This window comes from Serinicoccus hydrothermalis (genome assembly GCF_001685415.1).
Classification (GTDB): Bacteria; Actinomycetota; Actinomycetes; order Actinomycetales; family Dermatophilaceae; genus Ornithinicoccus; species Ornithinicoccus hydrothermalis.
In genome coordinates, this window is sequence record NZ_CP014989.1 from 3,105,086 (window position 1) to 3,127,725 (window position 22,640).

25 protein-coding genes, 2 tRNA genes and 2 pseudogenes are annotated in these 22,640 nt (G+C 71.7%); 16 read left to right on the forward strand and 13 right to left on the reverse strand.

What is annotated here, in order from left to right; all coding sequences use genetic code 11:
* Window positions 1–96 precede the first annotated feature (96 nt).
* From rocD to SGUI_RS14510, 5 genes are all read left to right on the forward strand, one after another.
* The gene (gene rocD / locus SGUI_RS14490) at window positions 97–1,317 is read left to right on the forward strand and encodes an ornithine--oxo-acid transaminase (RefSeq protein ID WP_066641466.1); all 1,221 of its coding nucleotides are present in this window, start codon (window positions 97–99) and stop codon (window positions 1,315–1,317) included.
* Window positions 1,318–1,337: 20 nt separating this feature from the next.
* Complete coding sequence (locus SGUI_RS14495) at window positions 1,338–2,183, forward strand: YdcF family protein (protein ID WP_066641468.1); 846 nt, start codon at window positions 1,338–1,340, stop codon at window positions 2,181–2,183.
* 187 nt (window positions 2,184–2,370) lie between these two features.
* Window positions 2,371–2,751, forward strand: coding sequence for a GntR family transcriptional regulator (locus SGUI_RS14500; protein WP_066641470.1), 381 nt, complete (start codon window positions 2,371–2,373; stop codon window positions 2,749–2,751).
* Window positions 2,751–3,656 (forward strand): ABC transporter ATP-binding protein, encoded by a 906-nt coding sequence (locus SGUI_RS14505; RefSeq protein ID WP_066641471.1) that lies wholly within the window; start codon window positions 2,751–2,753, stop codon window positions 3,654–3,656. Before SGUI_RS14500 ends, SGUI_RS14505 begins: the two co-directional genes overlap by 1 nt.
* Complete coding sequence (locus tag SGUI_RS14510; RefSeq protein WP_066641472.1) at window positions 3,653–4,336, forward strand: hypothetical protein; 684 nt, start codon at window positions 3,653–3,655, stop codon at window positions 4,334–4,336. The genes SGUI_RS14505 and SGUI_RS14510 overlap by 4 nt, the downstream gene beginning before the upstream one ends.
* A 3-nt stretch (window positions 4,337–4,339) precedes the next feature.
* Here the strand turns inward: SGUI_RS14510 and SGUI_RS14515 are convergent, their stop codons facing one another.
* Window positions 4,340–5,275: a helix-turn-helix transcriptional regulator gene (locus tag SGUI_RS14515; protein WP_066641473.1), complete on the reverse strand. Its 936-nt coding sequence runs from the start codon at window positions 5,273–5,275 to the stop codon at window positions 4,340–4,342.
* Between the two features lie 61 nt (window positions 5,276–5,336).
* On the opposite strand from SGUI_RS14515, the gene SGUI_RS14520 reads away from it, so the two are divergent.
* Window positions 5,337–5,903, forward strand: coding sequence for a DinB family protein (locus SGUI_RS14520; RefSeq protein ID WP_066641474.1), 567 nt, complete (start codon window positions 5,337–5,339; stop codon window positions 5,901–5,903).
* Between the two features lie 30 nt (window positions 5,904–5,933).
* Here SGUI_RS14520 and SGUI_RS14525 read toward each other — a convergent pair whose 3' ends face one another.
* Together SGUI_RS14525 and SGUI_RS14530 are read right to left on the reverse strand one after the other, a co-directional pair.
* On the reverse strand, window positions 5,934–7,976 hold the full coding sequence (locus SGUI_RS14525) for an acyl-CoA dehydrogenase family protein (protein ID WP_066641476.1): 2,043 nt from the start codon (window positions 7,974–7,976) through the stop codon (window positions 5,934–5,936).
* Window positions 7,973–8,647 carry a TetR/AcrR family transcriptional regulator gene (locus SGUI_RS14530; RefSeq protein ID WP_066643477.1) on the reverse strand — a complete coding sequence of 225 codons (675 nt, stop codon included), beginning with the start codon at window positions 8,645–8,647 and terminating at the stop codon, window positions 7,973–7,975. Before SGUI_RS14530 ends, SGUI_RS14525 begins: the two co-directional genes overlap by 4 nt.
* A gap of 86 nt (window positions 8,648–8,733) precedes the next feature.
* Between SGUI_RS14530 and SGUI_RS14535 the strand changes: the two genes are divergently transcribed.
* The 6 genes from SGUI_RS14535 to rpmG all read left to right on the forward strand — a co-directional run bounded on the left by SGUI_RS14535 (window position 8,734) and on the right by rpmG (window position 12,885).
* Entirely contained in the window at window positions 8,734–10,020 is a 1,287-nt protein-coding gene (locus SGUI_RS14535; RefSeq protein WP_066641477.1) for an acetyl-CoA C-acetyltransferase, read from the forward strand.
* 1 nt (window position 10,021) lies between these two features.
* The gene (locus SGUI_RS14540) at window positions 10,022–11,434 is read left to right on the forward strand and encodes a 3-oxoacyl-ACP reductase (protein ID WP_066641478.1); all 1,413 of its coding nucleotides are present in this window, start codon (window positions 10,022–10,024) and stop codon (window positions 11,432–11,434) included.
* 2 nt (window positions 11,435–11,436) lie between these two features.
* On the forward strand, window positions 11,437–12,372 hold the full coding sequence (locus tag SGUI_RS14545; RefSeq protein WP_066641479.1) for a MaoC/PaaZ C-terminal domain-containing protein: 936 nt from the start codon (window positions 11,437–11,439) through the stop codon (window positions 12,370–12,372).
* Window positions 12,373–12,478: 106 nt separating this feature from the next.
* Window positions 12,479–12,551 (forward strand) — tRNA-Thr (locus SGUI_RS14550).
* A 30-nt stretch (window positions 12,552–12,581) separates the two neighbouring features.
* A tRNA-Met gene (locus tag SGUI_RS14555) sits at window positions 12,582–12,658 on the forward strand.
* 59 nt (window positions 12,659–12,717) lie between these two features.
* A complete protein-coding gene (gene rpmG, locus SGUI_RS14560) occupies window positions 12,718–12,885 on the forward strand; it encodes a 50S ribosomal protein L33 (protein ID WP_010148718.1) in 168 nt (55 codons plus the stop codon).
* A 63-nt stretch (window positions 12,886–12,948) separates the two neighbouring features.
* Here rpmG and SGUI_RS14565 read toward each other — a convergent pair whose 3' ends face one another.
* From SGUI_RS14565 to SGUI_RS14580, 4 genes are read right to left on the reverse strand one after another with little or no spacing between them, the layout of a single operon-like run.
* Window positions 12,949–14,073, reverse strand: coding sequence for a hypothetical protein (locus SGUI_RS14565; RefSeq protein ID WP_066641480.1), 1,125 nt, complete (start codon window positions 14,071–14,073; stop codon window positions 12,949–12,951).
* A complete protein-coding gene (locus SGUI_RS14570; protein WP_022925258.1) occupies window positions 14,070–14,702 on the reverse strand; it encodes an ABC transporter ATP-binding protein in 633 nt (210 codons plus the stop codon). The genes SGUI_RS14565 and SGUI_RS14570 overlap by 4 nt, the downstream gene beginning before the upstream one ends.
* On the reverse strand, window positions 14,687–15,655 hold the full coding sequence (locus tag SGUI_RS14575) for a hypothetical protein (protein WP_157621863.1): 969 nt from the start codon (window positions 15,653–15,655) through the stop codon (window positions 14,687–14,689). Before SGUI_RS14575 ends, SGUI_RS14570 begins: the two co-directional genes overlap by 16 nt.
* A gap of 41 nt (window positions 15,656–15,696) precedes the next feature.
* Window positions 15,697–16,062 (reverse strand): hypothetical protein, encoded by a 366-nt coding sequence (locus SGUI_RS14580; protein WP_157621864.1) that lies wholly within the window; start codon window positions 16,060–16,062, stop codon window positions 15,697–15,699.
* 1,222 nt (window positions 16,063–17,284) lie between these two features.
* Between SGUI_RS14580 and SGUI_RS14585 the strand changes: the two genes are divergently transcribed.
* From SGUI_RS14585 to SGUI_RS14595, 3 genes are all read left to right on the forward strand, one after another.
* Window positions 17,285–17,731 carry an FAS1-like dehydratase domain-containing protein gene (locus SGUI_RS14585; RefSeq protein ID WP_066641483.1) on the forward strand — a complete coding sequence of 149 codons (447 nt, stop codon included), beginning with the start codon at window positions 17,285–17,287 and terminating at the stop codon, window positions 17,729–17,731.
* Window positions 17,731–18,135 carry a MaoC/PaaZ C-terminal domain-containing protein gene (locus SGUI_RS14590; protein ID WP_066641484.1) on the forward strand — a complete coding sequence of 135 codons (405 nt, stop codon included), beginning with the start codon at window positions 17,731–17,733 and terminating at the stop codon, window positions 18,133–18,135. The genes SGUI_RS14585 and SGUI_RS14590 overlap by 1 nt, the downstream gene beginning before the upstream one ends.
* 65 nt (window positions 18,136–18,200) lie before the next feature.
* Complete coding sequence (locus SGUI_RS14595; RefSeq protein WP_066643479.1) at window positions 18,201–19,283, forward strand: UDP-N-acetylmuramate dehydrogenase; 1,083 nt, start codon at window positions 18,201–18,203, stop codon at window positions 19,281–19,283.
* On the opposite strand, the gene SGUI_RS14600 is transcribed toward SGUI_RS14595, so the two are convergent.
* The 6 genes and pseudogenes from SGUI_RS14600 to SGUI_RS14620 all read right to left on the reverse strand — a co-directional run bounded on the left by SGUI_RS14600 (window position 19,280) and on the right by SGUI_RS14620 (window position 22,006).
* Window positions 19,280–19,717 carry a TA system VapC family ribonuclease toxin gene (locus SGUI_RS14600; protein WP_022925264.1) on the reverse strand — a complete coding sequence of 146 codons (438 nt, stop codon included), beginning with the start codon at window positions 19,715–19,717 and terminating at the stop codon, window positions 19,280–19,282. The genes SGUI_RS14595 and SGUI_RS14600 overlap by 4 nt on opposite strands.
* The gene (locus SGUI_RS18465) at window positions 19,704–19,952 is read right to left on the reverse strand and encodes a ribbon-helix-helix protein, CopG family (RefSeq protein WP_066641485.1); all 249 of its coding nucleotides are present in this window, start codon (window positions 19,950–19,952) and stop codon (window positions 19,704–19,706) included. Before SGUI_RS18465 ends, SGUI_RS14600 begins: the two co-directional genes overlap by 14 nt.
* Before the next feature lie 44 nt (window positions 19,953–19,996).
* The gene (locus SGUI_RS14610) at window positions 19,997–20,272 is read right to left on the reverse strand and encodes an alpha/beta-hydrolase family protein (protein ID WP_157621865.1); all 276 of its coding nucleotides are present in this window, start codon (window positions 20,270–20,272) and stop codon (window positions 19,997–19,999) included.
* 131 nt (window positions 20,273–20,403) lie between these two features.
* Window positions 20,404–20,529 (reverse strand): annotated as a pseudogene (locus SGUI_RS18430) (hypothetical protein); the annotation flags it as partial.
* A gap of 91 nt (window positions 20,530–20,620) precedes the next feature.
* Window positions 20,621–20,869: pseudogene (locus SGUI_RS18435) on the reverse strand (hypothetical protein); the annotation flags it as partial.
* 90 nt (window positions 20,870–20,959) lie between these two features.
* Window positions 20,960–22,006 carry an adenosine deaminase gene (locus tag SGUI_RS14620; RefSeq protein WP_066641490.1) on the reverse strand — a complete coding sequence of 349 codons (1,047 nt, stop codon included), beginning with the start codon at window positions 22,004–22,006 and terminating at the stop codon, window positions 20,960–20,962.
* 48 nt (window positions 22,007–22,054) lie between these two features.
* On the opposite strand from SGUI_RS14620, the gene SGUI_RS14625 reads away from it, so the two are divergent.
* A complete protein-coding gene (locus tag SGUI_RS14625) occupies window positions 22,055–22,633 on the forward strand; it encodes an SRPBCC family protein (protein WP_066641492.1) in 579 nt (192 codons plus the stop codon).
* Window positions 22,634–22,640: the final 7 nt, after the last annotated feature.

Below are 22,640 nucleotides of genomic sequence, written 5' to 3' on the forward strand. Positions count from 1 at the left end.
AGGTATGCTGGATCATGCATGACTACACAGCGTGGTGTGGTCGTGCGCACCGATGCGCCGCACCGACCCGCCCCACGTGACCCCTAGGATGACCGCATGACTGAGCTGTCCACGAACCAGGCCTACATCGACCTCGAGGACAAGGTCGCCGCCCACAACTACAGCCCGCTTCCGGTGGTCGTCGAGCATGCCGAGGGCATTCACGTCACCGACGTCGAGGGCAACACCTACATCGACGCGCTGTCCGGCTACTCGGCCCTCAACTTCGGCCACCGCCACCCCGCTCTGGTGCAGGCGGCCAAGGACCAGCTCGACCGCTCCACCCTGACCTCCCGGGCCTTCCACAACGACCAGCTCGGTCCGTTCTGCGAGTCCCTGGCCGAGCTCGTCGGCAAGGACATGATCCTGCCGATGAACACCGGCGCCGAGGCGGTCGAGACCGCGCTGAAGATCGCCCGCAAGTGGGCATACCAGGTCAAGGGCGTGCCGGACGGCCAGGCCGAGATCATCGTCATGGACGGCAACTTCCACGGCCGCACGACGACGATCATCTCCTTCTCCGACGACCCGGAGGCGCACGACCACTACGGCCCCTACACCCCCGGCTTCGTCGCGGTGCCCTACGGCGACCTCGCCGCGATCGAGGCCGCGATCACGGACAACACCGCCGCCGTCCTCGTCGAGCCGATCCAGGGCGAGCAGGGCGTCATGATCCCCAAGGAGGGCTACCTGCCCGGCCTGCGCGAGCTGTGCACGAGCAAGAACGTCCTCATGATCGCCGACGAGATCCAGTCCGGCCTCGGCCGCACCGGGACCTCGCTGGCCTGCGAGTACGAGGGCGTCGAGGCCGACATGTACACCCTCGGCAAGGCGCTCGGCGGCGGCATCGTGCCGGTCTCGGCGGTCGCCGCCGACGCCGAGGTCATGAATGTCATCACCCCCGGCACGCACGGCTCGACCTTCGGCGGCAACCCGCTGGCCGCCGCGGTCGGCAAGGCGGTCGTCGACCTGCTGGCGACCGGCGAGCACCAGGCGCACGCCAAGGAGCTGGAGTCGGTCTTCGCCGACGAGCTCGGCAAGCTGGTCGGCCAGGGCGCCGAGACGGTCCGGGTGCGCGGCCTGTGGGCCGGCATCGACATCGACCCGGAGCTCATGACGGGCAAGGAGGCGTGCAAGGCGCTGGCCAAGAAGGGCGTCCTCGCCAAGGACACCCACGGCTCGACCATCCGCCTCGCCCCGCCGCTGACCATCACCGCGGACGAGCTGCGGCAGGTCACCGACGCGCTCGCCGCCGTGCTCGCGGAGGCCCGCGGCTGAGCGCTCCCCTGCCCGTCCTCGTGACGGGCGTCGTCCTGGCCCCGCTCGGCCTGGTCCTGCCCGGGCTGCTGCTCCGGTATGCCGGGACCCGGCTCGCGCGGGGCCGTCGCGACGCCGACACCCGCGGCGCGCTCACCGGTGGCGTCGCCACGCTGCTCGTGCCCGTCGTCGGCCTGCTCCTGCTGGGGTATGCCTCCGCCCCCGTCCTCGTCGGCCTGGGCGCGGGTCTGATCCTCCTCGCGGCGTGGCCGGGGCTCGTCATGGTGCTGCTCCTGGCCCGGCGCTGGTGGCTGTGCCGGCGCCCGGTGTCGGCGGACCGCCGCGCCGTCATCGTGCTCGGGGCCCCGGTGCCGGACGGCGAGGTGGGGGAGGAGCTCGCCGCCCGTCTGCGTGGTGGCCTCACCGCGCTCGCCCGGCTCACGGCGCTCGGCTCCGGCGCGGTCGGAGCGGCGGTGCTGCCGCTGGTCCTGACCGGGGGACGCGCCCGGGGGGAGCGCCCGGCCGAGGCGGAGGCCATGGCGCGCTGGGTCCGCGCGCAGGACCCCGAAACCCCGCTGATCCTCGAGGACCGGGCCGCGACCACGGAGGACAACCTCCTGCTGTCGACCCGGCTGCTGCAGGAGCAGGGCTGCCCGCCGCCCTACGCGGTCGTGACCAGCGCCTACCACGCCGCCCGCACCAGCCTGCTCGTCGCCCGGCACCGGCTGCCGCTGCAGGTGGTCGGGGTGCGGGTCCCGATCGACTCCCCGGTCGGGGCATACCTGCGCGAGCTGCTCATCGTGCTCAAGGAGGCGCGCCGGCCGCACCTCGTGGCGGGGCTGGTGGTCCTCGGGGGCGCGCTGCTGGCGGGGGTCCTCGCCCGCTGACCACGCCTGTGCACCTCCTGGTGCCGAGGCATGCGTCCTACCCGTCGTGGGGACGACCGGTGTGACACCACCTGCTGCACAAGCCTGCCCGGAGCGGCTCGGGCGGCACCTCCCGCCTCCCCGTGCACCCTTGCGCCTGCCTTGGTCATGTGGTCTACTACTCTAGTAACTAACCAAGGAGGCGAGAGTGATCGAGGAAGGCCGGCCGATCTTCGTGCAGATCGCGGAGAGCATCGAGGGCTCGATCGTCGACGGCACCCTCGCCGAGGAGGAGCGGGCGCCCTCGATCAACGAGCTCGCCGCCTTCCACCGGATCAACCCGGCCACCGCCGCCAAGGGCATCAACCAGCTCGTCGACGACGGCGTGCTCTACAAGCGGCGCGGCGTCGGGATGTTCGTCGCCGAGGGCGCCCGCGCCACGTTGCTGGCCCGGCGGACCACGGACTTCGCCGCCGCGTATGTCGACCCGATGCTGACCGAGGCACGTCGCCTCGGTCTCGGGCCGGACGACGTGGCGGCCCTCATCGCCCAGCGGAGCGCAGGGACCACCAGGAAGGAGCCGAGCTGATGGGTTCGGTCATCGAGGTGCAGCACCTCACCAAGAGATACCGCGAGACGACCGCGTTGGACGACGTGTCCTTCGCGATCCAGGAGGACGCGATCTACGGCCTGCTCGGCCGCAACGGCGCGGGCAAGACGACGCTCATGTCGATCCTCACCGCGCAGAACTTCGCCACCTCGGGGCAGGTCCGGGTCTTCGGCGGGACGCCGGTGGAGAACCCCGCGGTCCTCTCCCGCGTGTGCTTCGTCCGGGAGAGCCAGAAGTACCCCGACGACGCCACCGGACGGCACGCGCTCGAGATGGCCCGGTTGTTCTTCCCCCGGTGGGACGACGACCTCGCGCAGGAGCTGGTGCAGGACTTCGGCCTGCCCCTGGGCCGCCGCATCAAGAAGCTGTCCCGCGGGCAGCTCTCCGCGGTCGGCGTCATCATCGGGCTGGCCTCGCGCGCCGAGATCACCTTCTTCGACGAGCCCTACCTCGGTCTCGACGCCGTCGCCCGCCAGCTGTTCTACGACCGGCTGCTGCAGGACTACGCCGAGCACCCGCGGACGATCGTCCTGTCCAGCCACCTCATCGACGAGGTCGCCCCGCTGCTGGAGCGGGTCCTCGTCATCGAGCAGGGCCAGATCCTGCTCGACGAGGACACCGACGCCCTGCGCGGCCGTGCGGCCGCGGTGGTGGGCGACGCGGCGGCGGTCGAGGACTTCGTCGCCGGACGCGAGGTGATCCACACCGAGAGCCTGGGCCGGGTGACCTCCGCCACGGTCCTCGGGGGCCTGTCCGAGCAGGACCGGCAGCGGCTCGCCGCCGCCGACCTCGAGGTCGCGCCGGTGTCCCTCCAGCAGCTCGTCGTCCGCCTCACCCGACGGGCCAGCGGGTCCGTCCCGGAGCACAAGGAGCTCGTGCCATGAACCGCACCCTGTCCGTCGTCCGCCTGCAGCTGGTCAACAAGCAGACCTACGTCTGGGTCCCGCTGCTCGTCCTCGGTGGCGCCTTCGTCATCACGCTGGCCATCTTCGCCATGCTGCCGGTCGAGGGGATCGTGGGGGGCGGCGCGCAGGCCCCGATGTGGTACTTCCTCGTCGTGGGCGTGCAGTCGCTCACGCTGACCTTCCCCTTCTCCCAGGCCCTCAGCGTCACCCGACGGGAGTTCTTCCTCGGCACCATGCTGACGGCCCTGCTCGCCTCAGCCGCGCTCACCGTGATCTACGTCCTCGGCGGTTTCCTCGAGGAAGCCACCGACGGCTTGGGCACCGGCAGCGTCTTCTTCCAGGTCCCCGGCGTGTGGGCCGAGGGCTGGGCGCCCGCGGCCCTGGCCTACCTCGTCATGTCGATGGCCTTCTTCCAGGTCGGCTTCCTCAGCGCGACGATCTACAAGCGCTTCGGCGCGCTCGTCCTCACCGCCGGCCTCATCGTGGTGGCGCTCGCCCTGCTCGTCGGGGTATGGCTGCTCACCCGGACCGGTGCCTGGGGCGACTTCTTCGGCTGGATGGGCGGCGTCGGGACCCTCGGCCTCACCCTGTGGAGCCTGCCGGTCCTGGCGCTCCTCGCGCTGGTGTCCTACGCCTCGCTGCGCCGCGCCCTGCCCTGACCCCTACCGGAGCCGGTCGCGCACCGTGTCCAGGTGCGCGACCAGCTCCGGTGGCTCGAGCACCTCGACGTCGGCCCCGAGCAGCACCAGCTCGGCCGCGAGGTAGTCCAGGGACTCGCCGCCGGTCACCAGCTCGCACCACCCGTCGGCCAGCTCGGTGACCTCCCCGGCCAGGGGGGAGACGTGCTCGGCCAGCTCGTCCGCACCCATCCGCACCCGCGCGCGGGCGACCCAGCGGTAGGGCGCCTGCGTCACCGAGCGGGTGATGTAGGACGCCGGGTCCGGCACCGGGCGCGCGGCGTTGCGCATCGTCCCGACGGTCAGCCCCTGGACGCGGTCCAGCCGGAAGCTGCGCCAGTCGTCCCGGTCCAGGTCGAAGGCCAGGAGGTACCAGCGGTGGCTCACCGCGACGAGGGTGGCCGGCTCGACCCGGCGGGTCGACGCCTCACCGTCGCGGGCGACATACCGCAGCGTGGTCCGCAGCCGGTCCCGGCAGGCCCGGGAGGCCGCCATGAGGACCTCCGGGTCGACGACCGCCCGCGCGCTGCCGACGGTGACCGTGCTCTCGTGGATGGCCGCCACCTGCTCCCGGGCGTGCGCGGGCAGCACCTGGTCCAGCTTGGCGAGGGTCCGCACGGCGGCCTCGCTCACCCCCGCCACGGTGCCGCCGGCGGCCAGGCGCAGGCAGACCGCCACGGCCACCGCCTCGTCCTGGTCGAGCAGCAGCGGCGGCAGCGACCCGCCGGAGCCGAGCTGGTAGCCGCCCCCGACCCCGCTGCTGGCGCGCACCGGGTAGCCGAGCTCGCGCAGCCGCTCGATGTCGCGGCGGATGCTCCGGGTGGTCACCCCGAGCCGGTCCGCCAGCTCCTGCGCGCTCCACAGGGCCCGGGTCTGGAAGAGCCCCAGGAGCCGCAGCACCCGGGTCGTGGGGTCGGTCATGGCGACACCCTGTCACGCGCCGCGGACAGGATGTGTCCTCGTGCTGTGGTGTCATCGCAGCATGGACTCCCTCACGACGGACCTCGCCGAGCAGCTCGACTTCCACTGGACACACCACGCCCGGCCACGGCTGGACGGGCTGGGCGACGAGGAATACCTCTGGGAGCCGGTCCCGGGGACCTGGAATGCGCGCCGCCGCTCGGACCAGCCGCCGCCCTCGGTGACGGCGCGCGCCGGGGGCGGGGAGTGGCAGCTGGACTGGGCCCACCCCGAGCCCGACCCCGCGCCGGTCACCTCGATCGCCTGGCGGCTCGGGCACGTCATCGTCGGGGTGCTGGGGCTGCGCGCCCACAGCCACTTCGGCGGACCCGAGGCGGACATCCTGCAGTGGGACTACGCCGGCACCGCGCAGCAGGCGCTGGACCAGCTGGACGCGGCGTATGCCGCCTGGTCCGGCGGGGTGCGCGCGCTCGACGACGAGGCGCTCCGCCGGCCGGTGGGTCCGGCCGAGGGCCCGTGGGCGGAGGCGCCGATGCTCACCCTGGTCCTGCACATCAACCGGGAGGTCATCCACCACCTGGCCGAGGTGGCCCTGCTCCGGGACCTGTGGGCCAACGGCGCGCGCTGAGGGGGAGGGCCCGGGACGTGCCGGGCGGGCTCAGACGTCGGCGCCCGGGGTCCAGCGCGCCGAGGTGTCGTCCTGCAGCATCTGCGAGTTGAGCCAGGTCTCCGGGATCCCGAGCCCCTCGACGAGGTCCAGGACCTGGGGCCGCAGCTCGGCGCAGAGCTCGTTGATCTGTGCGACGACGGCCTTCGCCCGCCCCGCGGACATGCGGTTGTGCGCCTGGAACCACCCGGAGTCCGCGTCGATCGAGGTCAGCGCGTGCAGCGTGCAGAGACGGTCCAGCACCTCGCGCACCTGCTCGTCCTCGCACTCCTCGATCCCGGCCACGAAGGCCTCCAGCACGACCCGGTCCATGTGGGTGCGGGCTGCCAGCAGCACGTGGTCCTGGGCGGAGTTGAAGGCCTCGAAGGAGTCCTGGTCGTCGGCGCGGCGGCGCAGGCGGGTCGCGAGCGTCTCCAGCACGTGGCGCTCACGGTCGGCGAACATCGCCAGCTGCCAGCCCCGGTCGAGCAGCGTCTCGCCCTCGCCCTTGCGGGCCGCGGCCGTGCGCAGCCGCTCGATGAGCGGCCGGGCGGCGGTGGCCTCGACGAACTGCCCGCCGAAGGTCCGTGCCGCGAACTGCACCATGCCGCGCATGTCCAGGTCGCCCCACATCTCCTTGTAGCCGGAGAGCAGCCCCTTGGCGACGAGCTGCAGCAGGACGGTGTTGTCGCCTTCGAAGGTCGCGAAGACGTCGGCGTCGCCCCGCAGGACGGTCAGGCCGTTCTCCGCGAGGTAGCCGGCGCCGCCGCAGGCCTCCCGGCAGGTCTGGATCGTGTCGTTGCCGAAGCGCGTGATGACCGCCTTGAGGCCGGCCGCGCGGGTCTCCAGCTCGCGCTGGGCCACCTGGTCCTTCTCCGGCATCTCGTGCAGCTCCTGCAGCCGCTCGACCACCTCGTTGACCGCGAAGGTGTGCGCGTAGGCGGTGGCGATGGCCGGGATGAGCTTGCGCTGGTGGGCGAGGTAGTCCATGAGCACGACGTCGCCGTCGTGCCCGGGCGCGCTGAACTGGCGCCGGCGCAGGGCATACCTCGTGGCGATCGAGAGCGCCTTGCGGGACGCGGTGGCCGCCCCGGCGGCGACGCAGATCCGGCCGCGCACCAGGGTCCCGAGCATCGTGAAGAAGCGCTTGTTGTCGCTGTCGATGTCGGAGACGTAGCGGCCCTCGTCGTCGATGCCGCCGAAGCGGTTGAGCAGGTGGGCGCGAGGCACCCGGACGTGGTCGAAGGTGATCGTGCCGTTGTCGACGCCGGCGAGGCCGCCCTTGGCGCCGTTGTCGCCGAGGGTGACGCCGGGCAGCGGGTTGCCGTCGGCGTCGCGGATCGGCACGACGACGACGTGCACCCCGTGCGACTCCTCGCCGACGTGCAGCTGGCCGTAGACCGCGGCGACGTGCGCGTCCTGGGCGGCGGCCCCGATGTAGGTCTTGGTGGACGACGGGGTGGGGGAGTGCACGACGATCTCGTCGGTCTCCGGGTCATAGGTATGCGTGGTCTGCAGCGACGCGACGTCCGACCCGTGGCCGAACTCGGTCATCGCGTAGCACCCGATCTGCTCCAGCGCGAGATTGGGGCGCAGGAAGGTCTCGTGGTGCCACTCGTTGCCCAGCGCGGTCACCGCTCCGCCGTAGAGGCCGAAGTGGACCCCGGACTTCACCGTGAGCGAGAGGTCGCCGTGCGCGGTCATCTCGAAGTCGACGCAGGAGCGGCCGACGTCGTCCAGGCCGCCCACCGTCGTCGGGAAGCCGCTGCCGGCCATGCCGTACCGCACCAGGCTGCGCAGGGCCTCGTTGGTCCACGCCCGGGCGCCGGCCATGTCGAGCGAGGCGTCGCGGACCATGACCTCGGCGGGCACGCTCGCCCGCGCTAGGTCGCGCACCGGGCCGTAGCGCCCGCCGGTGGCCGCGCGCAGCCCCTGGCCCAGGTCGGTCAGCTGCTCGGTGGAACGGGGCTCGCTCGCCTGCGGCGCCGCGGCGTCCGGCATGGCGACGTCGGTGCCGGGGTGGGGGGTGGTGGTCTGCCGGGTGGAGGTGGTCATCGGGTGCTCTCTCCTGCGAGTGCGGGTCGGATGAGCTCGATCACCGCGTGGGTGGCGTCGTCGACGCCGAGCCGGGTGGTCGAGGTGCTGGTGAGGACGTGGTCGGCGGTCGCCCGGACGAGGCCGACGATGCCGTGGCCCCACGCGGGGGCCAGCAGGTCCGCCTCGTCGGCGCGGCCGTGCTGCTCGAGGTGGGTGCGGATCGCGCCGGTCAGCTGCTCGCTGACCCGGTCGGTGATCCGGTGCACCGGGTCGTCGGGGTCGCCCTCCGTGGTCTCCAGCGGGCGCGTCATGACGAAGCGGTAGATCTCCGGGTCGCGCTCCACGAGCGAGAGGTAGGAGTGCACCATCGCCTGGATCTTGGCGAGCGCATCGGTGCCGTGCTGCGAGGCCGCCCCCAGGTCGCCCAGCACAGTCTCGTCCACGGCGGCGACGACGGCGCCGTAGAGGCCGGCCCTGTCGCCGAGGTGGCGGTAGAGCACGGTCTTGCTCGTGCCGGCCTGGGCGGCGATCTCGTCCATGCCCACCCCGGCGCCGTGCTGGCGGATCGCCTTGAGCGCCGCCTCGACGAGCTGCTGCCGGCGCTCGGTGCGGTGCGCCTCCCAGCGCGAGTCCCGCCCGTCGCGCACGACCGGGCCCGAGGCCGTCCGGGGCTGGGTGTGCGTGGTCATGCCGACCACAGTACCGCGTACGTGCCGTATCGGCTACAGTCGGTACCGGATAGTTCGGGACCACAGCTCACCAGGAGACCCTTCTCATGCCAGACCAGCTCACCGACGCCGTCATCCTCGGCGGCAACCGGATCCCGTTCGGCAAGGCCGGTGGCGCGTATGCCCACGCCTCGAACCAGGCGATGCTCACCTCGACCCTCGACGGCCTGGTGGCCCGCTTCGGCCTGGCCGGCGAGCGCCTCGGCGAGGTGGCCGCGGGCGCCGTGCTCAAGCACGCCCGCGACTTCAACCTCACCCGGGAGGCCGTGCTCGGCTCCGCGCTGGCCGCGGACACCCCCGCCTACGACCTGCAGCAGGCGTGCGGCACGGGGCTCGAGACGGTCGTCCAGGTGGCCAACAAGATCCGGCTCGGCCAGGTCGAGTCGGGGGTGGCCGGCGGGGTCGACTCCGCGAGCGACGCGCCGATCGCGGTCGGCGAGGGTCTGCGCAAGGCGCTGCTCGGCGCCAGCCGCGCCCGCACCCCGATGGCGCGGGCCAAGGCCCTGGCGGCCGTCCGGCCGGGCGACCTGGCCCCCGAGACGCCACGCAACGCCGAGCCCCGCACCGGGCTGTCGATGGGCGAGCACCAGGCGCTGACTGCCCGGGAGTGGGGCATCACCCGCGAGGCCCAGGACGAGCTCGCCGCCGCGAGCCACCACAACCTCGCCCGGGCCTGGGACGAGGGCTTCTTCGACGACCTGGCCACCGGCTTCCTCCGGCTCTCGCGCGACGAGGGCCTGCGGCCGGACACCTCGGTCGAGAAGCTGGCCGGCCTCTCCCCGGTCTTCGGCAAGGGTGAGGGGGCGACGATGACCGCGGGCAACTCGACCCCGCTGTCCGACGGCGCGGCCCTGGTCCTGCTCGGCAGCCCGGAGTGGGCGGAGCAGCACCGGCTCCCGGCGCTCGCGCGCTTCGTCGACGCCGAGGTCGCGGCGGTCGACTACGTCGACGGCGAGGAGGGCCTGCTCATGGCCCCGGCGTATGCCGTCCCCCGGCTCCTCGCGCGGCAGGGGCTGACGCTCGCGGACTTCGACCGCGTCGAGATCCACGAGGCCTTCGCCTCCACCGTGCTGGCGACGATGGCCGCCTGGGAGTCGGAGGAGTTCTGCCGCGACCGGCTGGGCCTGGACGCGCCGCTCGGGTCGGTCGACCGGAGCCGGCTCAACGTCAACGGCTCCTCCCTCGCGGCGGGGCACCCCTTCGCCGCGACCGGTGGGCGCATCGTCGCCTCGATGGCCAAGATGCTGCACGAGATCGGCCCGGGCTCCCGTGGCCTGATCTCGATCTGCGCGGCCGGTGGTCAGGGAATCGTCGCGATCGTGGAAGGGTGCTGACATGGCCGACCTGATGCAGATGCTCACCACCAACCCGCTCGCCAGGCAGCTCGGCGTCCCGCAGCCCACGCGGCTGCGCCGCGGCCGTGAGCTCCCCTCGGGCACGGTCGCCCTGGGCTCGGCCGGCGGTGGACGGCTCGCCGCCCGGACGCTGGAGCTGCTCGGGGTGCCGGTGCGCGACGCGCTCGTCGACACCGCGCAGACCCGGGTGGCCGAGACCACGGACGACGGTCGCACCCGCGAGGTGCCCGAGGCATACCCGAGCAAGATCGGCGCACTGGTCCTCGACGCCACGGCCGCGACCTCGCTCGCCGACCTGGAGACGGTGCGCGGGCTGCTGCGCCCGGCGATGAAGGGGCTGGAGCCCTCCGGTCGCGTCGTCGTGCTCGGCGTGGACCCGGAGACCGCCGGTGCCCCCACCGCCGTCGCGACCCAGCAGGCGCTCGAGGGCATCGTGCGCAGCGTGGGCAAGGAGCTGCGCGCCGGTGCCACGGCCAACCTCGTGCGGGTCGACCTGCTCACCAGCGAGCCGACCACCGCCGCGGAGCTCGCCTCGACGCTGTCCTTCCTGCTCGAGGGCCGCTCGGCCTACGTGTCCGGGCAGGTGCTGCGGCTCGGGCACGCGGCGGTCGAGCCGGGTCAGGTGGAGGCGCGGCCGTTCGAGGGCCGCATCGTCGTCGTCACCGGCGCCGGACGGGGGATCGGAACCGGGATCGCCAGGACCTTCGCCCGGGACGGTGCCCTGGTCGTCGCCGTCGACGTCCCCGCAGCGGGGCAGGGGCTGGCCGAGGTGGCCAACGGCATCGGCGGCACCGCGCTGCAGCTGGACATCACCGCTGCCGACGCCGGCAGCCGGATCGCCGCCCACGTCGCGCAGCGCTTCGGCGACGCCGCCCGCATCCACGCGATCGTGCACAACGCCGGCATCACCCGCGACAAGCTGCTCGCCAACACCGACGAGGAGCGGTGGGGCAGCGTGCTCGAGGTCAACCTCGCCGCCCAGATCCAGATCAACGAGGTCTTGCTCGACCCCGACCTGCCGGGAGGCCTGGACGAGGGCGGCCGCATCATCGGCGTGGCCTCCACGTCCGGGATCGCCGGCAACCGGGGCCAGGCCAACTACGCCGCCTCCAAGGCCGGGGTCATCGGCCTGGTCCGCGCGATGGGTGCCGACCCCCGCCTGGCCGGGCGGGGCATCACGGTCAACGCCGTGGCCCCGGGCTTCATCGAGACCGAGATGACCGGCAAGATGCCGGTGGCCACCCGCGAGGTGGCGCGCCGGATCAACAGCCTGCAGCAGGGCGGCAAGCCGGTGGACGTCGCCGAGACCATCGGCTACCTCGCCGACCCGGCTAGCTCGGCGGTGACCGGCCAGGTCGTGCGGGTCTGCGGCCAGAGCCAGATCGGGGCCTGAGCATGTCCTCGCGCCCGGAGACGACCCAGGCACCCTCAGACGTGGAGGTGGAGCTGCTCGAGGGGACGCCCAGCATCGCGGCGGCCTTCGCCACCGGGATCGCCACCGGCCTGCGCCGACCGGGCGCACGCGGCGAGCTGCCACGGCGCCGGCTGGTGCTCACCGGCGTCACGCAGGACGTCGCTCGCCTCGCCGACTTCTGCGAGGTGACCGGCGGGCTGGTCGAGGACACCGTGCCCGCCACCTGGCTGCACGTCCTCACCTTCCCGCTGCAGGTCCGGCTGATGGCCTCACGCGACTTCCCCTTCCCGATGCTCGGGATGGTGCACGTCGCCAACCAGATGCGGGTGCACCGCCCGGTGCGCGTGGACGAGGAGCTGACCCTGTCGTCCTGGGCCGACAGCCTCGCGCCCCACCGCAAGGGCAGCACGGTGGACCTCGTCGGCGAGGCGCGTGTCGGGGACGAGGTCGTCTGGGAGGGGCGCAGCACCTACCTAGTTCGCGGCGACAGCCCGCCGGGGACGTCCGCGCCGGAGCAGGAGCCCGGAGCCGCGGAGCAGCAGGCGCCCGACCCGGCGCAGGACGCGACGACGGCCCGGCAGGTCGCGCTGTGGCGGGTCCCCGCCGGCCAGGGGCGGGCCTACGCCCGCGTCGCGGGGGACGCCAACCCCATCCACCTCTCGGCGCTGTCCGCCAAGGCCTTCGGCTTCCCCCGCGCCATCGCGCACGGGATGTGGACGCACGCCCGGGTGCTGGCCGCGCTGCGGCGCCGGCTGCCGGAGCGGTATGCCGTGAGCGTCACCTTCGCCAAGCCGGTCCTGCTGCCCTCGGTCATCGTGCTGCGCCGCCTCGTCTCGTCGGGTCCGGGATCGTATGTCGTGACCAACCGGGACGCCTCCCGGGTGCACCTGTCGATGCAGGTCACGGACCTGGACTGAGCACGTCGTCGGGGCCGCTCGCTCGTTTTGGAATCGCCCGAGGGCCTCGTGTAAAGTTGCATCTCGCTGCCTGCGGGGCCCGGCGCCCCGGCAGGACCCACAGCCCGCCCCTATAGCTCAGTCGGTAGAGCGTTTCCATGGTAAGGAAAAGGTCAACGGTTCGATTCCGTTTGGGGGCTCTGGTGTGCCGGCTCGGCCGGTCGCCGCGAGGCGGAGTAGCTCAGCTGGTTAGAGCGCACGACTCATAATCGTGAGGTCGCGGGATCGAGCCCCGCCTCCGCTACCACGTACCTCGCCGGTACGCACCGCACAAGCACAGATCACCACCCGAGAGCAGGTTGCACCGTGGCCAAGTCCACCGACGTCCGCCCCAAGATCACCATGGCGTGCACGGAGTGCAAGGAGCGCAACTACATCACCAAGAAGAACCGTCGGAACAACCCCGACCGGCTCGACATGGCGAAGTTCTGCCCGCGCTGCGGCAAGCACACCGCGCACCGCGAGACCCGCTGACGCACCGCGCCAGCCACGACCGGGCCGTCACCCCTGCGGGGTGGCGGCCTTCGTCATACCTCCCTACTCACGCAGGTCAAGGGTCACGCTCCGCATCGGTCGCAGGGTCGCGAGACCGGCGACCACCAGCGATACGGCGAACGCCACGAGCGCTCCCCGCGCTCCGTAGGCGAGAACCGCCGGCTGCAGGGGCCCGACGATCAGCGCCATCAGCAGGCATACCTGCATCGCCAGGATGGAACCACCTGCCATCCCTGTGAGGAACTCCACGACCCGCAGCACCCTGATCTCGGGCGCCCTCGCGCCCAGCGTGATCAGCAGCGCGTCCTCGCGCCGGCTCATCCACCAGCGCAGACCCACGAGGAGTCCCAGGGCTGCGCCGAGGAGCGCAGCGACGAGGAAAGGATGCCGTTGCTCCTGGCGCTGTTCTGGCGTCAGGTCGAGTGCTCCGTTCGCCAATCTCGGGCTCACCACGACGCCTTCTGTACCGCCAAGGAGCAACGGCAGCACGGACGCTACGGTGTCCTGACTCGCTGGCGACGAACGGACGAAGCACCGGTCGACACCTCCGAGATCGGCGGACACCAGCAGCACATCCGTCGCGCGCTCGTCCCCGAGGACGGAGAGATCGGCTGCGTGGACCGGAGCCAATGGCGAGTCAAGATATGGAAGCAAAGCGGTCGTCGCAGGGTCTGTCTCAGGCCGCGCCTCTGTGAGCACGATCGCCCCACCCGTGGTGCCGGTCTCAGTCGTACCTTCGGTAGGGGTGGGGCGGATCGCCACAGCTGGCGCTGCCGTGAAGAAGTCGACGACGCCGGGGGTGGCCAGTGTTGCGGCGAAGACGCTTCCTGGCCGCGAGGCCTCGACGAGCGGGACCGCAGCGCGCCTTGCTCCGAAGGCCCCTTCGACGCCAGACAGGGTGGCTAGGCCGTCGCAGGCCGCGCCGTCGATGACTCCGTCGTCCGAGGTGGAGACGATCAAGATGTGGCCGCCGCTGCTGATCCATCGTTGTTCCTGCTGGGTGATCGAGTGGGTCGGCAGAGCCTCTGCTAGGGCGGCCAGGACGAGGCAGGCCGCGCTGGCGATGCAGGTGACCAGCCCGTGGCGGTTCGCTGAGGACGATATGCGCACCCCTTCGAGCAGGACCTCCTGCCAGCGCCACCCACGGTTCGACGTGCTCGTCCTCATGCCGGCCTGAGCCTTCCGTCGTCGAGGACGAGCGTTCGGTCGCAGGACGCCGCGACCTGCAGGTCGTGCGTGACCACCAGCAGGCCGGCTGTGTCGCGGACGGTTTGCATGGCTTCCATCACTTCTCGAGTGGTGTCCGCGTCGAGCTGGCCGGTGGGTTCGTCGGCAAGGATGAAGGAGGCCCCACTGATGGTCGCTCGGGCGACGGCCACGCGTTGCGCTTCGCCGCCGGACAAGGTGGCGGCTCTGGCGTGCAGGCGATCCGACAGGTTCAACGCGTTCAGAGCCATCCGGGCGCGTGCACGTGCCTCCTTCCAGGCCAGGCCTTGCTGGAGGCCGCCGAGAGCCACGTTGTCCTGTGCGGATCGGAACGTGAGGAGGCTGACGGTCTGGAGCACAAAGGCGACGTGGTGACGCGGTCCGTCCTGCCTGCCATCGTCCGTGCGGACTGTCGCCGAGCCTTCATCCGGTGAAAGAAGGCCACCGGCCACTTGCAGGACCGTCGACTTGCCGGATCCCGAGGGTCCCACCACAGCGACGGTCTCGCCCGCCTCCATCTCGAGGTCGATCCCCCGGAGTACGCGATGCCCGGTGAACGACTTCGTGACCCCCGTCAACGAGAGGTGCATGACAGCCCTGGCATGAGCCGGCGTGCGTTGACCAGCACTGCATCGAGGTCGGTGTCCGCGGGAAGCCGTGTTCCGCCGGCGTCGCTGTCCACCGCGTCCACGCGCACGATTCTCTGTCCAGGCATCGCGACGACACAGGTCGCGCCGGTCGCGTCCGTCACCACCGAGGCCGATGGGACCACCAACGCAGGTTGTGGGTCGCGTGCACGGATCTCCCCGACGCCTTCGGTCCGGGGCAGGGCCTGCGCGATGCGTTGTGCCTCTTCAGGGTCTGTCACGGCCCATGCTTCCCGGTCGAGAGTCGCCTCCTCACCTGCAGCCCGGAGCGTGAGAGGACCCTCCGCCAGCGCTGTTCGTGGGCGGGCGTCGATGCGTTCGACGACATCGGGGGTGCGGGCGACAGTCTGTCCGGGTGTCGTGATGGCACCTACGGCTACGACCCGTTCGACGAGGGACGTCGCAGGTTCGTGGGGAATCCACACCACCGAGGCGACACCGAAAGTCTGCCCCTGACGCCCGTGCGCGGTATTCCACTCCTCCACAGCCGCGACGACCTCCTCTGTCATCGTGTCTCCCTCGACGTCGGCGCCCCCCTGAGCCAGGAATTGCACGAGCCGAGCGACGTCTGGTCCGGTATCGCCAGGCCCGAGGTCGCGGTGCAGTGGTGCCGACGCGGCCATCAGCACAACTGGAGTGTCGTCAAGAGCCAGCAGCGTTTCTCCCGACTCCAGACTGGCGCCGAGCTCGACGGACCAGGAGGTGATGGTCCCTCCACCTCGCAGGATCAGTTCAGGACCCGGTCGCGACACCACCTCGAGCGTCTGGCTGACGGTTGGGGAGACATCGTCTCGCTGCACGTGTACCACGACAGGTGCTGGAGCAGTGTCCGCTTCCAGCGGGCTCGAGGCAGTCACAACGACCAGAGCCCAGATCCCGAGCCCGGTGCCGATCACGCCCAAGAGTGTGATGACACTCCATAGGGGCCGGGGCAACTTCATGGGCCGAGTCCGGCCGCGACCAGACAATCAGTCCCGTCGTCGATCAACAGATCTGTCGCCTGACGTCGTAGGACCCAGGGCTCGGCGTCGGCCATCACGTCGAGGCCTGCTTCCTCCAGGCATGACACCAGCTCTTCACGAACCTGGTCGAGCTGGACATCGCGCGCCTCGCGTACCTGCGGCGAAGAGGTATAGATGGCCTCCATATACAGCGAGTGTGTCCTGAGGCACTCCTGCGCGAGAGCATCGGTCTGCTCGGCGGATCTTCCTTCTGACGAGGCGCCGTAGGCATAGTCGAGTCTGGGATATCCCTCGGACTCGTCGACGGTCGCATCGATGACGGGGATGTCCGCCGAACGCATACACGACAGGCTCCGGCCCACTGCCTCTTCCAGCTCTGGAAAAGTCAGTTCCCCCTGATCCTGCGCCGCTCTCAAGTCGCGCAACTGTGCGTCGGATGCGCCTTGCTCTGATGCCCTCTCCAAGGCTGACTCCACAACTTGATCCCATGCAGGAGGTGGTTCGTACCTCTCTTCAGGTGGCGTTTGGCATCCGGTGAGGACGACACCTACGGTCAGCATGGCGGCAGGGACACCTTCACGCATTCGAGTCCTTACCATCCCCTCGCCCTTACATCGTAGAGAACTGCATTGGGAACCGTTCTGTAGTAGTTGTCAGATCCGCCAAACCAGGGTGTCCAGTAGTTGACATTTGACCAGTAAGGGTCGTAAGCATGGCGAACAGAGACGTAGTCGCAGTTGTCACCCAGGTCATGCACCTCGGCCGAATCTCCTACCTGGCGTGACCACATGCTGCACTCATCGGAGGCGCTGGCGGGATTCACCATCACTGCCGTCGTCGCAAACAATCCTGCGATGGCAGCGAGGCCGAACCACCGTCGGCCAGACCGTCTACCTGTCGAGGATGATGCCATCAGAACGTCACCTCGTGAAAGCGCAGTTCGGGCGATGGGCGAGTGTATCCAGGCTCTCCCCAATCGCCAACCACCCAATTGGTATAGAAATTGTGGCTGCTCCACGCGGGATCATAGTGATGTCTGACGAAGACCGGCGAGCACAGTCCGACGGGAACGGCCCATGCGTAGTCGCCGGCCGTCGTGTGTTGTGATTTTGCTTCACATGCCTGAGCGGGAATCGCGGTGGCTAGTATCCCCCCCCGCTGCCAGTCCGACGATGGAGAAGAGCGCAAAGTGTCGTTTCATGAAGAAACCTCCTAGGTATTCTTAGGCGATCATGGATGATCGAGGGTGTCAAGCGGGGTCGACGCCAGACGTCGGGAGTTCCTGCGCTCCCGCTGCGACTTGACGAGAAGTTGCGTCCCGGCGGCGGTGTGGCCACGCCCGTGCCCGATGACTCGAGTGTCGTCCGGGCGCAGCTTCCGCTCCGCGCGGGCAGCGTGATGGTGCGCGCCCTGATCGCTGGAATGCTTGCGATCGTGAACTACGCGGGTCCCGACGCAGCCGCGCTCGACATGCGCGGGCCATCAGCCTGCGGGGTGGAGCCTTCGTCATGCCCGCCCTTCCCACTCGGTCCCGCAGGGGCAGGGCATCGCTAGGCTGGAGGTATGTCCGTCAACCCAGACTTCGCCGGGCGGGAGTACCCCCCGGCCGGCCCGTTCGAGGTGACCGCCGACCAGATCACCGCCTTCGCCGACGCGGTCGGCGCGACCGGGGCCGCGCACCGTGACCCGGCCGCCGCGCAGGACCTGGGGTATGCCGACGTCGTGGCACCTCCGACATTCGCCGTCCGCCTCGCGCAGCAGTGCGAGGCGCAACTGGTCCAGGACCCGCAGGCCGGGATCGACTTCTCCCGGGTCGTCCACGGGCAGGAGGGCTTCGTCCACCACCGGCCGATCGTCGCCGGCGACGCGCTGACCGGCACGCTGCACGTCGACACCATCCGCGAGGCGGGAGGGCACGGCATGGTCGCCACCCGGGTCGAGCTCACCGACGCCCAGGGCGGCGCGGTGACCACCGTGACCTCGACCATCGTCGTCCGGGGGGAGGGCTGATGAGCGACCTGACCCGCACCGTCACCGTCGACCGGGACCTGCTCGTCGCGTATGCCGCGGCCTCCGGCGACCAGAACCCCATCCACCAGGACGCCGAGGTCGCGCGCTCGGTCGGCCTGCCCGACGTCATCGCCCACGGCATGTGGACGATGGGGGCGGCGCTCGAGCTCGTCACGGACCACGTCGGGGGCGATCCCGGCCGCATCCTGTCCTGCCAGACCCGTTTCACCGGCATGGTCGTCGTGCCCGAGGGCAGATCAGTCGAGGTGCTCGTCGAGGGCGTGGTGACGAAGACCGACCCCGAGGCGGGCACCGAGACTCTCGAGCTCACCGCCACCTGCGCCGGCGAGAAGGTGCTGGGCCGCTGCCAGGCCGTCGTGCGCACGGGCGGTGCCGACGCGTGAGCGGAGCCGTGGGGCATACCGCTGCCGCGGACGTCGGGACGACACCGCTCGCCGAGCTCACGACGATGCGGGTCGGCGGGGCCGCGCGCCGCCTCGTCACAGCCACCACCGAGGCCGAGCTCATCGACGCCGTCCGCGAGGCCGACGAGGCAGGTGAGCAGCTGCTCGTCGTGGGTGGCGGGTCCAACCTCGTCGTGGCCGACGAGGGCTTCCCGGGCACCGTCGTGCTGGTCCGGACGCGCGGCGTCGCGGTGCCGCACGACTCCGCCTGCGGCGGGGTGAGCGCCACCGTCGCGGCGGGGGAGAACTGGGACGAGGTCGTGGCCCACGCCTGCGAGCAGGGCTGGTCGGGGATCGAGGCGCTCTCCGGCATCCCCGGCGCCACCGGCGCCACGCCCGTGCAGAACGTCGGCGCCTACGGCCAGGAGGTCGCCCAGACCATCGCCAGCGTCCGGGTCTGGGACCGCGACCAGGGCCGGGTGCGGACGCTCTTCTCCGCCGACCTCGGCTTCGCCTACCGGCACTCGGTGCTCAAGGAGTCCATGGTCGGCCCGGAGGCGACACCGGGGGCGGTCACCCCACGGCACGTCGTGCTCGACGTCACCTTCTCGCTGCGCCCGACCGAGCTCTCCCAGCCGATCAGGTATGCCGCGCTCGCCGACGGTCTCGGCGTCGAGCTGGGGGAGCGGGTCCCGTTGGCAGACGCCCGGGCCGCGGTGCTGGAGCAGCGGGGGCGCCGGGGGATGGTCCTGGACGCACCGGACCACGACACCTGGTCCTGCGGCTCGTTCTTCACCAACCCGATCCTGCCGCGCGAGCAGCTCGAGGAGGTCCGTGCCCGGGCGGCGGCGGGAGCCGGTGAGGACGCCGATGCGGCGGTCCCGCCGATGTACCCCACCGACACCGAGGAGCTGGTCAAGACCTCCGCCGCCTGGCTCATCGAGCACGCGGGCTTCACCAAGGGCTACGCCACGCGTGAGGGCAGGCCCGCCGGGCTGTCGACCAAGCATACCCTGGCGCTGACCAATCGCGGCTCTGCCCGCGCGCAGGACGTCGTCGAGCTCGCGCGCGAGGTGCGCGACGGGGTGGAGGAGTCCTTCGGGGTGCGGCTGGTCAACGAGCCGGTGCTGGTCGGCCTCAGCCTCTAGGGACGTGGGTCCAGCGGGCGGCGCCAGGCCAGTCCGGGGAACCGGGCGAAGTCGGCGTCGTCACTGATGAGCGTCGCGCCATGTTGCATCGCCGTGGCCGCGTGAGCCGCGTCGGCGACGAGGTTGCCGGTGGCGCCGGCCCGCTCGCACAGGTCGAGGACCAGTTGCCAGTGCCCCGCCAGCGTCCGCAAGGTGCGCACGTTGGGGTGTCTCAGCAGGTTGCTGATCGACGCGGCCGCCTCCGGCACCGTCGCAGGGGTCGTGAAGACCCGGGGGTGGGTCACGACGCGCAGGGTCCCGGTGAGCACCGCGTCGCTGATGCCCACGACCTCCTCCCCGTCGACCGCCCGCTCCAGCCAGGGCCGCAGTGTCGTGTGGCCGGGTGAGCCCCGGTGGAGCGCCCCCACCAGCACGTTGACGTCAAGGGCGAGCATCGGTCATGAGCTCTTCCAGGGCGGCCTGGTCGCTCAGGTCGACGCCCGGACGGAGCCCGCCGTCCCCGCCGACCGGCGTGAGCGAGAAGGGCGCGTCGTGGCGCCGGTGGCTCCGTGAGGCCAGGGCCTCGCGCAGCGACTCCTCGATGAGTGAGGTCACGGTCCTGCGCTCGCGGAGCGCCGTCTCGCGCACCTCGTCGTAGAGGTCCTGGGGCAACCGGATGGTCGTGCGCACAGGTCGAGCATACCGTGGCTGACATATGTATGTCGGGCCCTCGCCTACCGTTCGCGGACGCCGGAGGCGTCGGCGTCAGCGATGGTCTTCAGCTCGGCAGCAGGCACCTGCTCAACTGGGTCAACCTCTCGCCGGGTGACGAAGCGCACGTGGCGACCGTTGTCGACCACGGGGGCGATCTGCGGCGAGCCCGGTCGCTGTTCCGCCGGCAGCGCGTCGACCCGCGCCTCCACCGCCTCGAAGAGCGCCCGACCGGCTTCTGGCGGCGTCTCGCGGTCGGTGACGTAGGCCAGGGCCGAGGAGAAGAAGGAGTACTGCATGGACACGGTGGCGACGTCGCCGCCGGTGAGGTACTCCAGCGAGGAGACCGATCACGCCTGCACGTAACCGGTACCGTCGAGGTGACGTGTACCACGGACCGGTCGAGGGCGCCGGTGCGGTCGATCTCCGCCATGACGGCGGCCACCGCGGCCTCGATCGTGTCGTTGTCCTCCTTCCCGGCATACAGCCGGATGGGCTCGAGCGCCGGGGCGCCGGTCACCCGCTCGAGGTCCGCCGCCCTCGGGCCGTCCGCCATGATCGCCTGCCCGTCGCGCCCCAGGTCGTCCCACGACGAGCAGCGCCGCGGCGACGAAGGAGGCGACCACCCCGGGCAGCCAGCGGCGGCCCAGCCGGGCGAGCCTGCGCCACAGCGAGCCGACCAGCTCGACCGCCAGCACGAGCAGCACGCCGAGCCCCACCCCTCCGGCGACGCCGACGGCCATCCCCGCGTTGCCGACGGTGTCGAGCCCCACCAGCTCGGCGTTGCTCGCCTGCTGGCGCACGCTCCACCACCACACGACGACGCTGATGATGAGGGGGAGCAGGCTGGGGCTCAGGGCGACCCAGAGCATCACCAGCCCGAGGGTGAACCCCATCTGTGACACGCGACCGAAGAGCCACGCCCGCCCCGAGCGCACCGTGCGGGGATAGAGCAGCACGGTCCGGGTCGCGCCCACGACCCAAATCTAGGACGAGGTGCCCTCCGACCCGAGCCAGGTGTCGACCTGCGCCAGCAGGTCGCGCCTCACCTGCGGGGGAGCGGTCGAGCCCTCGATCGAGCCACGCGCGAGGAGCGCCAGCCCGGCGTCGTCGAGCCCGTGGTCGAGGCGGGCCGAGACGTACTGGTCGGCCAGCCGGTTGCCGAAGAGCAGCGGGTCGTCGGCGCCGAGCGCCACCCGGGCCCCGACCTCGAGCAGCCGCCGCAGCGGCACCGCGCCCGGGGAGTCGTAGACCCCCAGCGCGACGTTGCTGCCGGGGCACACCTCGAGCGTCACCTGCTCCTGGACCACGCGGTCCAGCACCGCCGGGTCCTCGACCGCGCGGATCCCGTGCCCCAGCCGGTCGGGCAGCAGGTGGTCCAGCGCCACCTGCACGTGGTCGGCTCCGAGCAGCTCGCCGGCGTGCGGCACGCTCGCGAGCCCGGCCCGCGTCGCGATCCGGAAGGCCGGCTCGAAGTCACCGGTCCAGCCCCGCCGCTCGTCGTTGGACAGCCCGAAGCCCACCACGGTGCCGGCACCCTCCCCGGCATACCTCGCCGCCAGCCGGGCCAGCGCGCGGGCGTCCAGCGGGTGCTTCATCCGGGACGCGGCGACGACGACGGCGACCTGGGTGCCGGTCGCCGCGGTCGCGACGCGAGCCTCGTCCAGGACGATCTCCAGCGCCGGCGTGAGCCCGCCGACGAAGGGGGCGTAGGACGTCGGGTCGACCTGGATCTCCAGCCACCGGGATCCCTCGGCGGCGTCGTCCTCCGCGGCCTCCCGCACGATCCGCCGCATGTCGTCCTCGTCACGCACCACCGCCCGCGCGGCGTCGTAGAGGCGCTGGAAGCGGAACCACCCCCGCTCGTCCAGCCCGGACAGCTCCGGCGGCCACTGCGTGGTCAGCGCGTGCGGCAGCCGCAGGTCGTGCTTCTCGGCGAGCTCACGCACCGTCTCCACCCGCATCGAGCCGGTGAAGTGCAGGTGCAGGTGCGCCTTCGGCAGCGCGAGCAGCGAGCGCGTCCCCTCAGGCATCTGCTCAGGGTAGACGTGCTGTCCCGCTGCCGCCGATAGACTTCCGGTATGCCGCAGGTCAGCGCCAGCATCTGGGTGGGGGTGGAGCCGGCCGACGCCTTCGCGGTGTCGCAGACGACGGGTCGGGTGCGGCGCGCCTGGGACCCGTTCATCCGCCGGCAGCACTTCCTCGACGGGGCCACCTCGCCCGAGGTGGGCGTCCGCACCTGGACGCGCGCCCGCGTCGGCCCGGCCATGGTGAGCCGCTACGTCAGCTACCGGCCGCCGCGGCAGGCCGGCATGACGATGGAGTCGGGCCCGTGGTTCTTCGACACCTTCGGCGGGGGATGGCGCTTCACCCCGCAGGCGCAGGACGGGGTCGCGGGCACGCTGGCGGTGTGGAAGTACACCTTCAGCACCCGCCCGGCCTGGCTGCGGCCGGTCGCCGACCGGGTCGGGACGTGGCTCCTCGGCCGGGAGATCCGGGCCCGCATCGCCGCGTGGGCCCGGGCCTGCACGGAGCCCGAGGTCCTGGCCGCGGCGCGGTCCGACCGGGCCGAGCGCGAGGGGAGCGTGGTGCGCGGCTCGTCCGCGGGCCCTCCCGGGGGCTCACCGGAGCAGGGCTCGGGGGATAGCCCCCTGGGGTGAGTCAGGG

What these genes read in the sequence shown, in the direction of transcription:
- SGUI_RS14595 (WP_066643479.1), top strand. Translation starts at nt 18,201, where the DNA reads ATGCGGGTCGGCGGGGCCGCGCGCCGCCTCGTCACAGCCACCACCGAG.
- SGUI_RS14580 (WP_157621864.1), bottom strand. Translation starts at nt 16,062, where the DNA reads ATGCGTTCGGCGGACATCCCCGTCATCGATGCGACCGTCGACGAGTCC.
- SGUI_RS14570 (WP_022925258.1), bottom strand. Translation starts at nt 14,702, where the DNA reads ATGCACCTCTCGTTGACGGGGGTCACGAAGTCGTTCACCGGGCATCGC.
- SGUI_RS14585 (WP_066641483.1), top strand. Translation starts at nt 17,285, where the DNA reads ATGTCCGTCAACCCAGACTTCGCCGGGCGGGAGTACCCCCCGGCCGGC.
- SGUI_RS14505 (WP_066641471.1), top strand. Translation starts at nt 2,751, where the DNA reads ATGGGTTCGGTCATCGAGGTGCAGCACCTCACCAAGAGATACCGCGAG.
- SGUI_RS14510 (WP_066641472.1), top strand. Translation starts at nt 3,653, where the DNA reads ATGAACCGCACCCTGTCCGTCGTCCGCCTGCAGCTGGTCAACAAGCAG.
- SGUI_RS14515 (WP_066641473.1), bottom strand. Translation starts at nt 5,275, where the DNA reads ATGACCGACCCCACGACCCGGGTGCTGCGGCTCCTGGGGCTCTTCCAG.
- rocD (WP_066641466.1), top strand. Translation starts at nt 97, where the DNA reads ATGACTGAGCTGTCCACGAACCAGGCCTACATCGACCTCGAGGACAAG.
- SGUI_RS14520 (WP_066641474.1), top strand. Translation starts at nt 5,337, where the DNA reads ATGGACTCCCTCACGACGGACCTCGCCGAGCAGCTCGACTTCCACTGG.
- SGUI_RS14535 (WP_066641477.1), top strand. Translation starts at nt 8,734, where the DNA reads ATGCCAGACCAGCTCACCGACGCCGTCATCCTCGGCGGCAACCGGATC.
- SGUI_RS14600 (WP_022925264.1), bottom strand. Translation starts at nt 19,717, where the DNA reads ATGCTCGCCCTTGACGTCAACGTGCTGGTGGGGGCGCTCCACCGGGGC.
- SGUI_RS14625 (WP_066641492.1), top strand. Translation starts at nt 22,055, where the DNA reads ATGCCGCAGGTCAGCGCCAGCATCTGGGTGGGGGTGGAGCCGGCCGAC.
- SGUI_RS14620 (WP_066641490.1), bottom strand. Translation starts at nt 22,006, where the DNA reads ATGCCTGAGGGGACGCGCTCGCTGCTCGCGCTGCCGAAGGCGCACCTG.
- SGUI_RS14525 (WP_066641476.1), bottom strand. Translation starts at nt 7,976, where the DNA reads ATGACCACCTCCACCCGGCAGACCACCACCCCCCACCCCGGCACCGAC.
- SGUI_RS14545 (WP_066641479.1), top strand. Translation starts at nt 11,437, where the DNA reads ATGTCCTCGCGCCCGGAGACGACCCAGGCACCCTCAGACGTGGAGGTG.
- SGUI_RS14530 (WP_066643477.1), bottom strand. Translation starts at nt 8,647, where the DNA reads ATGACCACGCACACCCAGCCCCGGACGGCCTCGGGCCCGGTCGTGCGC.
- SGUI_RS14565 (WP_066641480.1), bottom strand. Translation starts at nt 14,073, where the DNA reads ATGAGGACGAGCACGTCGAACCGTGGGTGGCGCTGGCAGGAGGTCCTG.
- SGUI_RS14590 (WP_066641484.1), top strand. Translation starts at nt 17,731, where the DNA reads ATGAGCGACCTGACCCGCACCGTCACCGTCGACCGGGACCTGCTCGTC.
- SGUI_RS14610 (WP_157621865.1), bottom strand. Translation starts at nt 20,272, where the DNA reads ATGCAGTACTCCTTCTTCTCCTCGGCCCTGGCCTACGTCACCGACCGC.
- SGUI_RS14540 (WP_066641478.1), top strand. Translation starts at nt 10,022, where the DNA reads ATGGCCGACCTGATGCAGATGCTCACCACCAACCCGCTCGCCAGGCAG.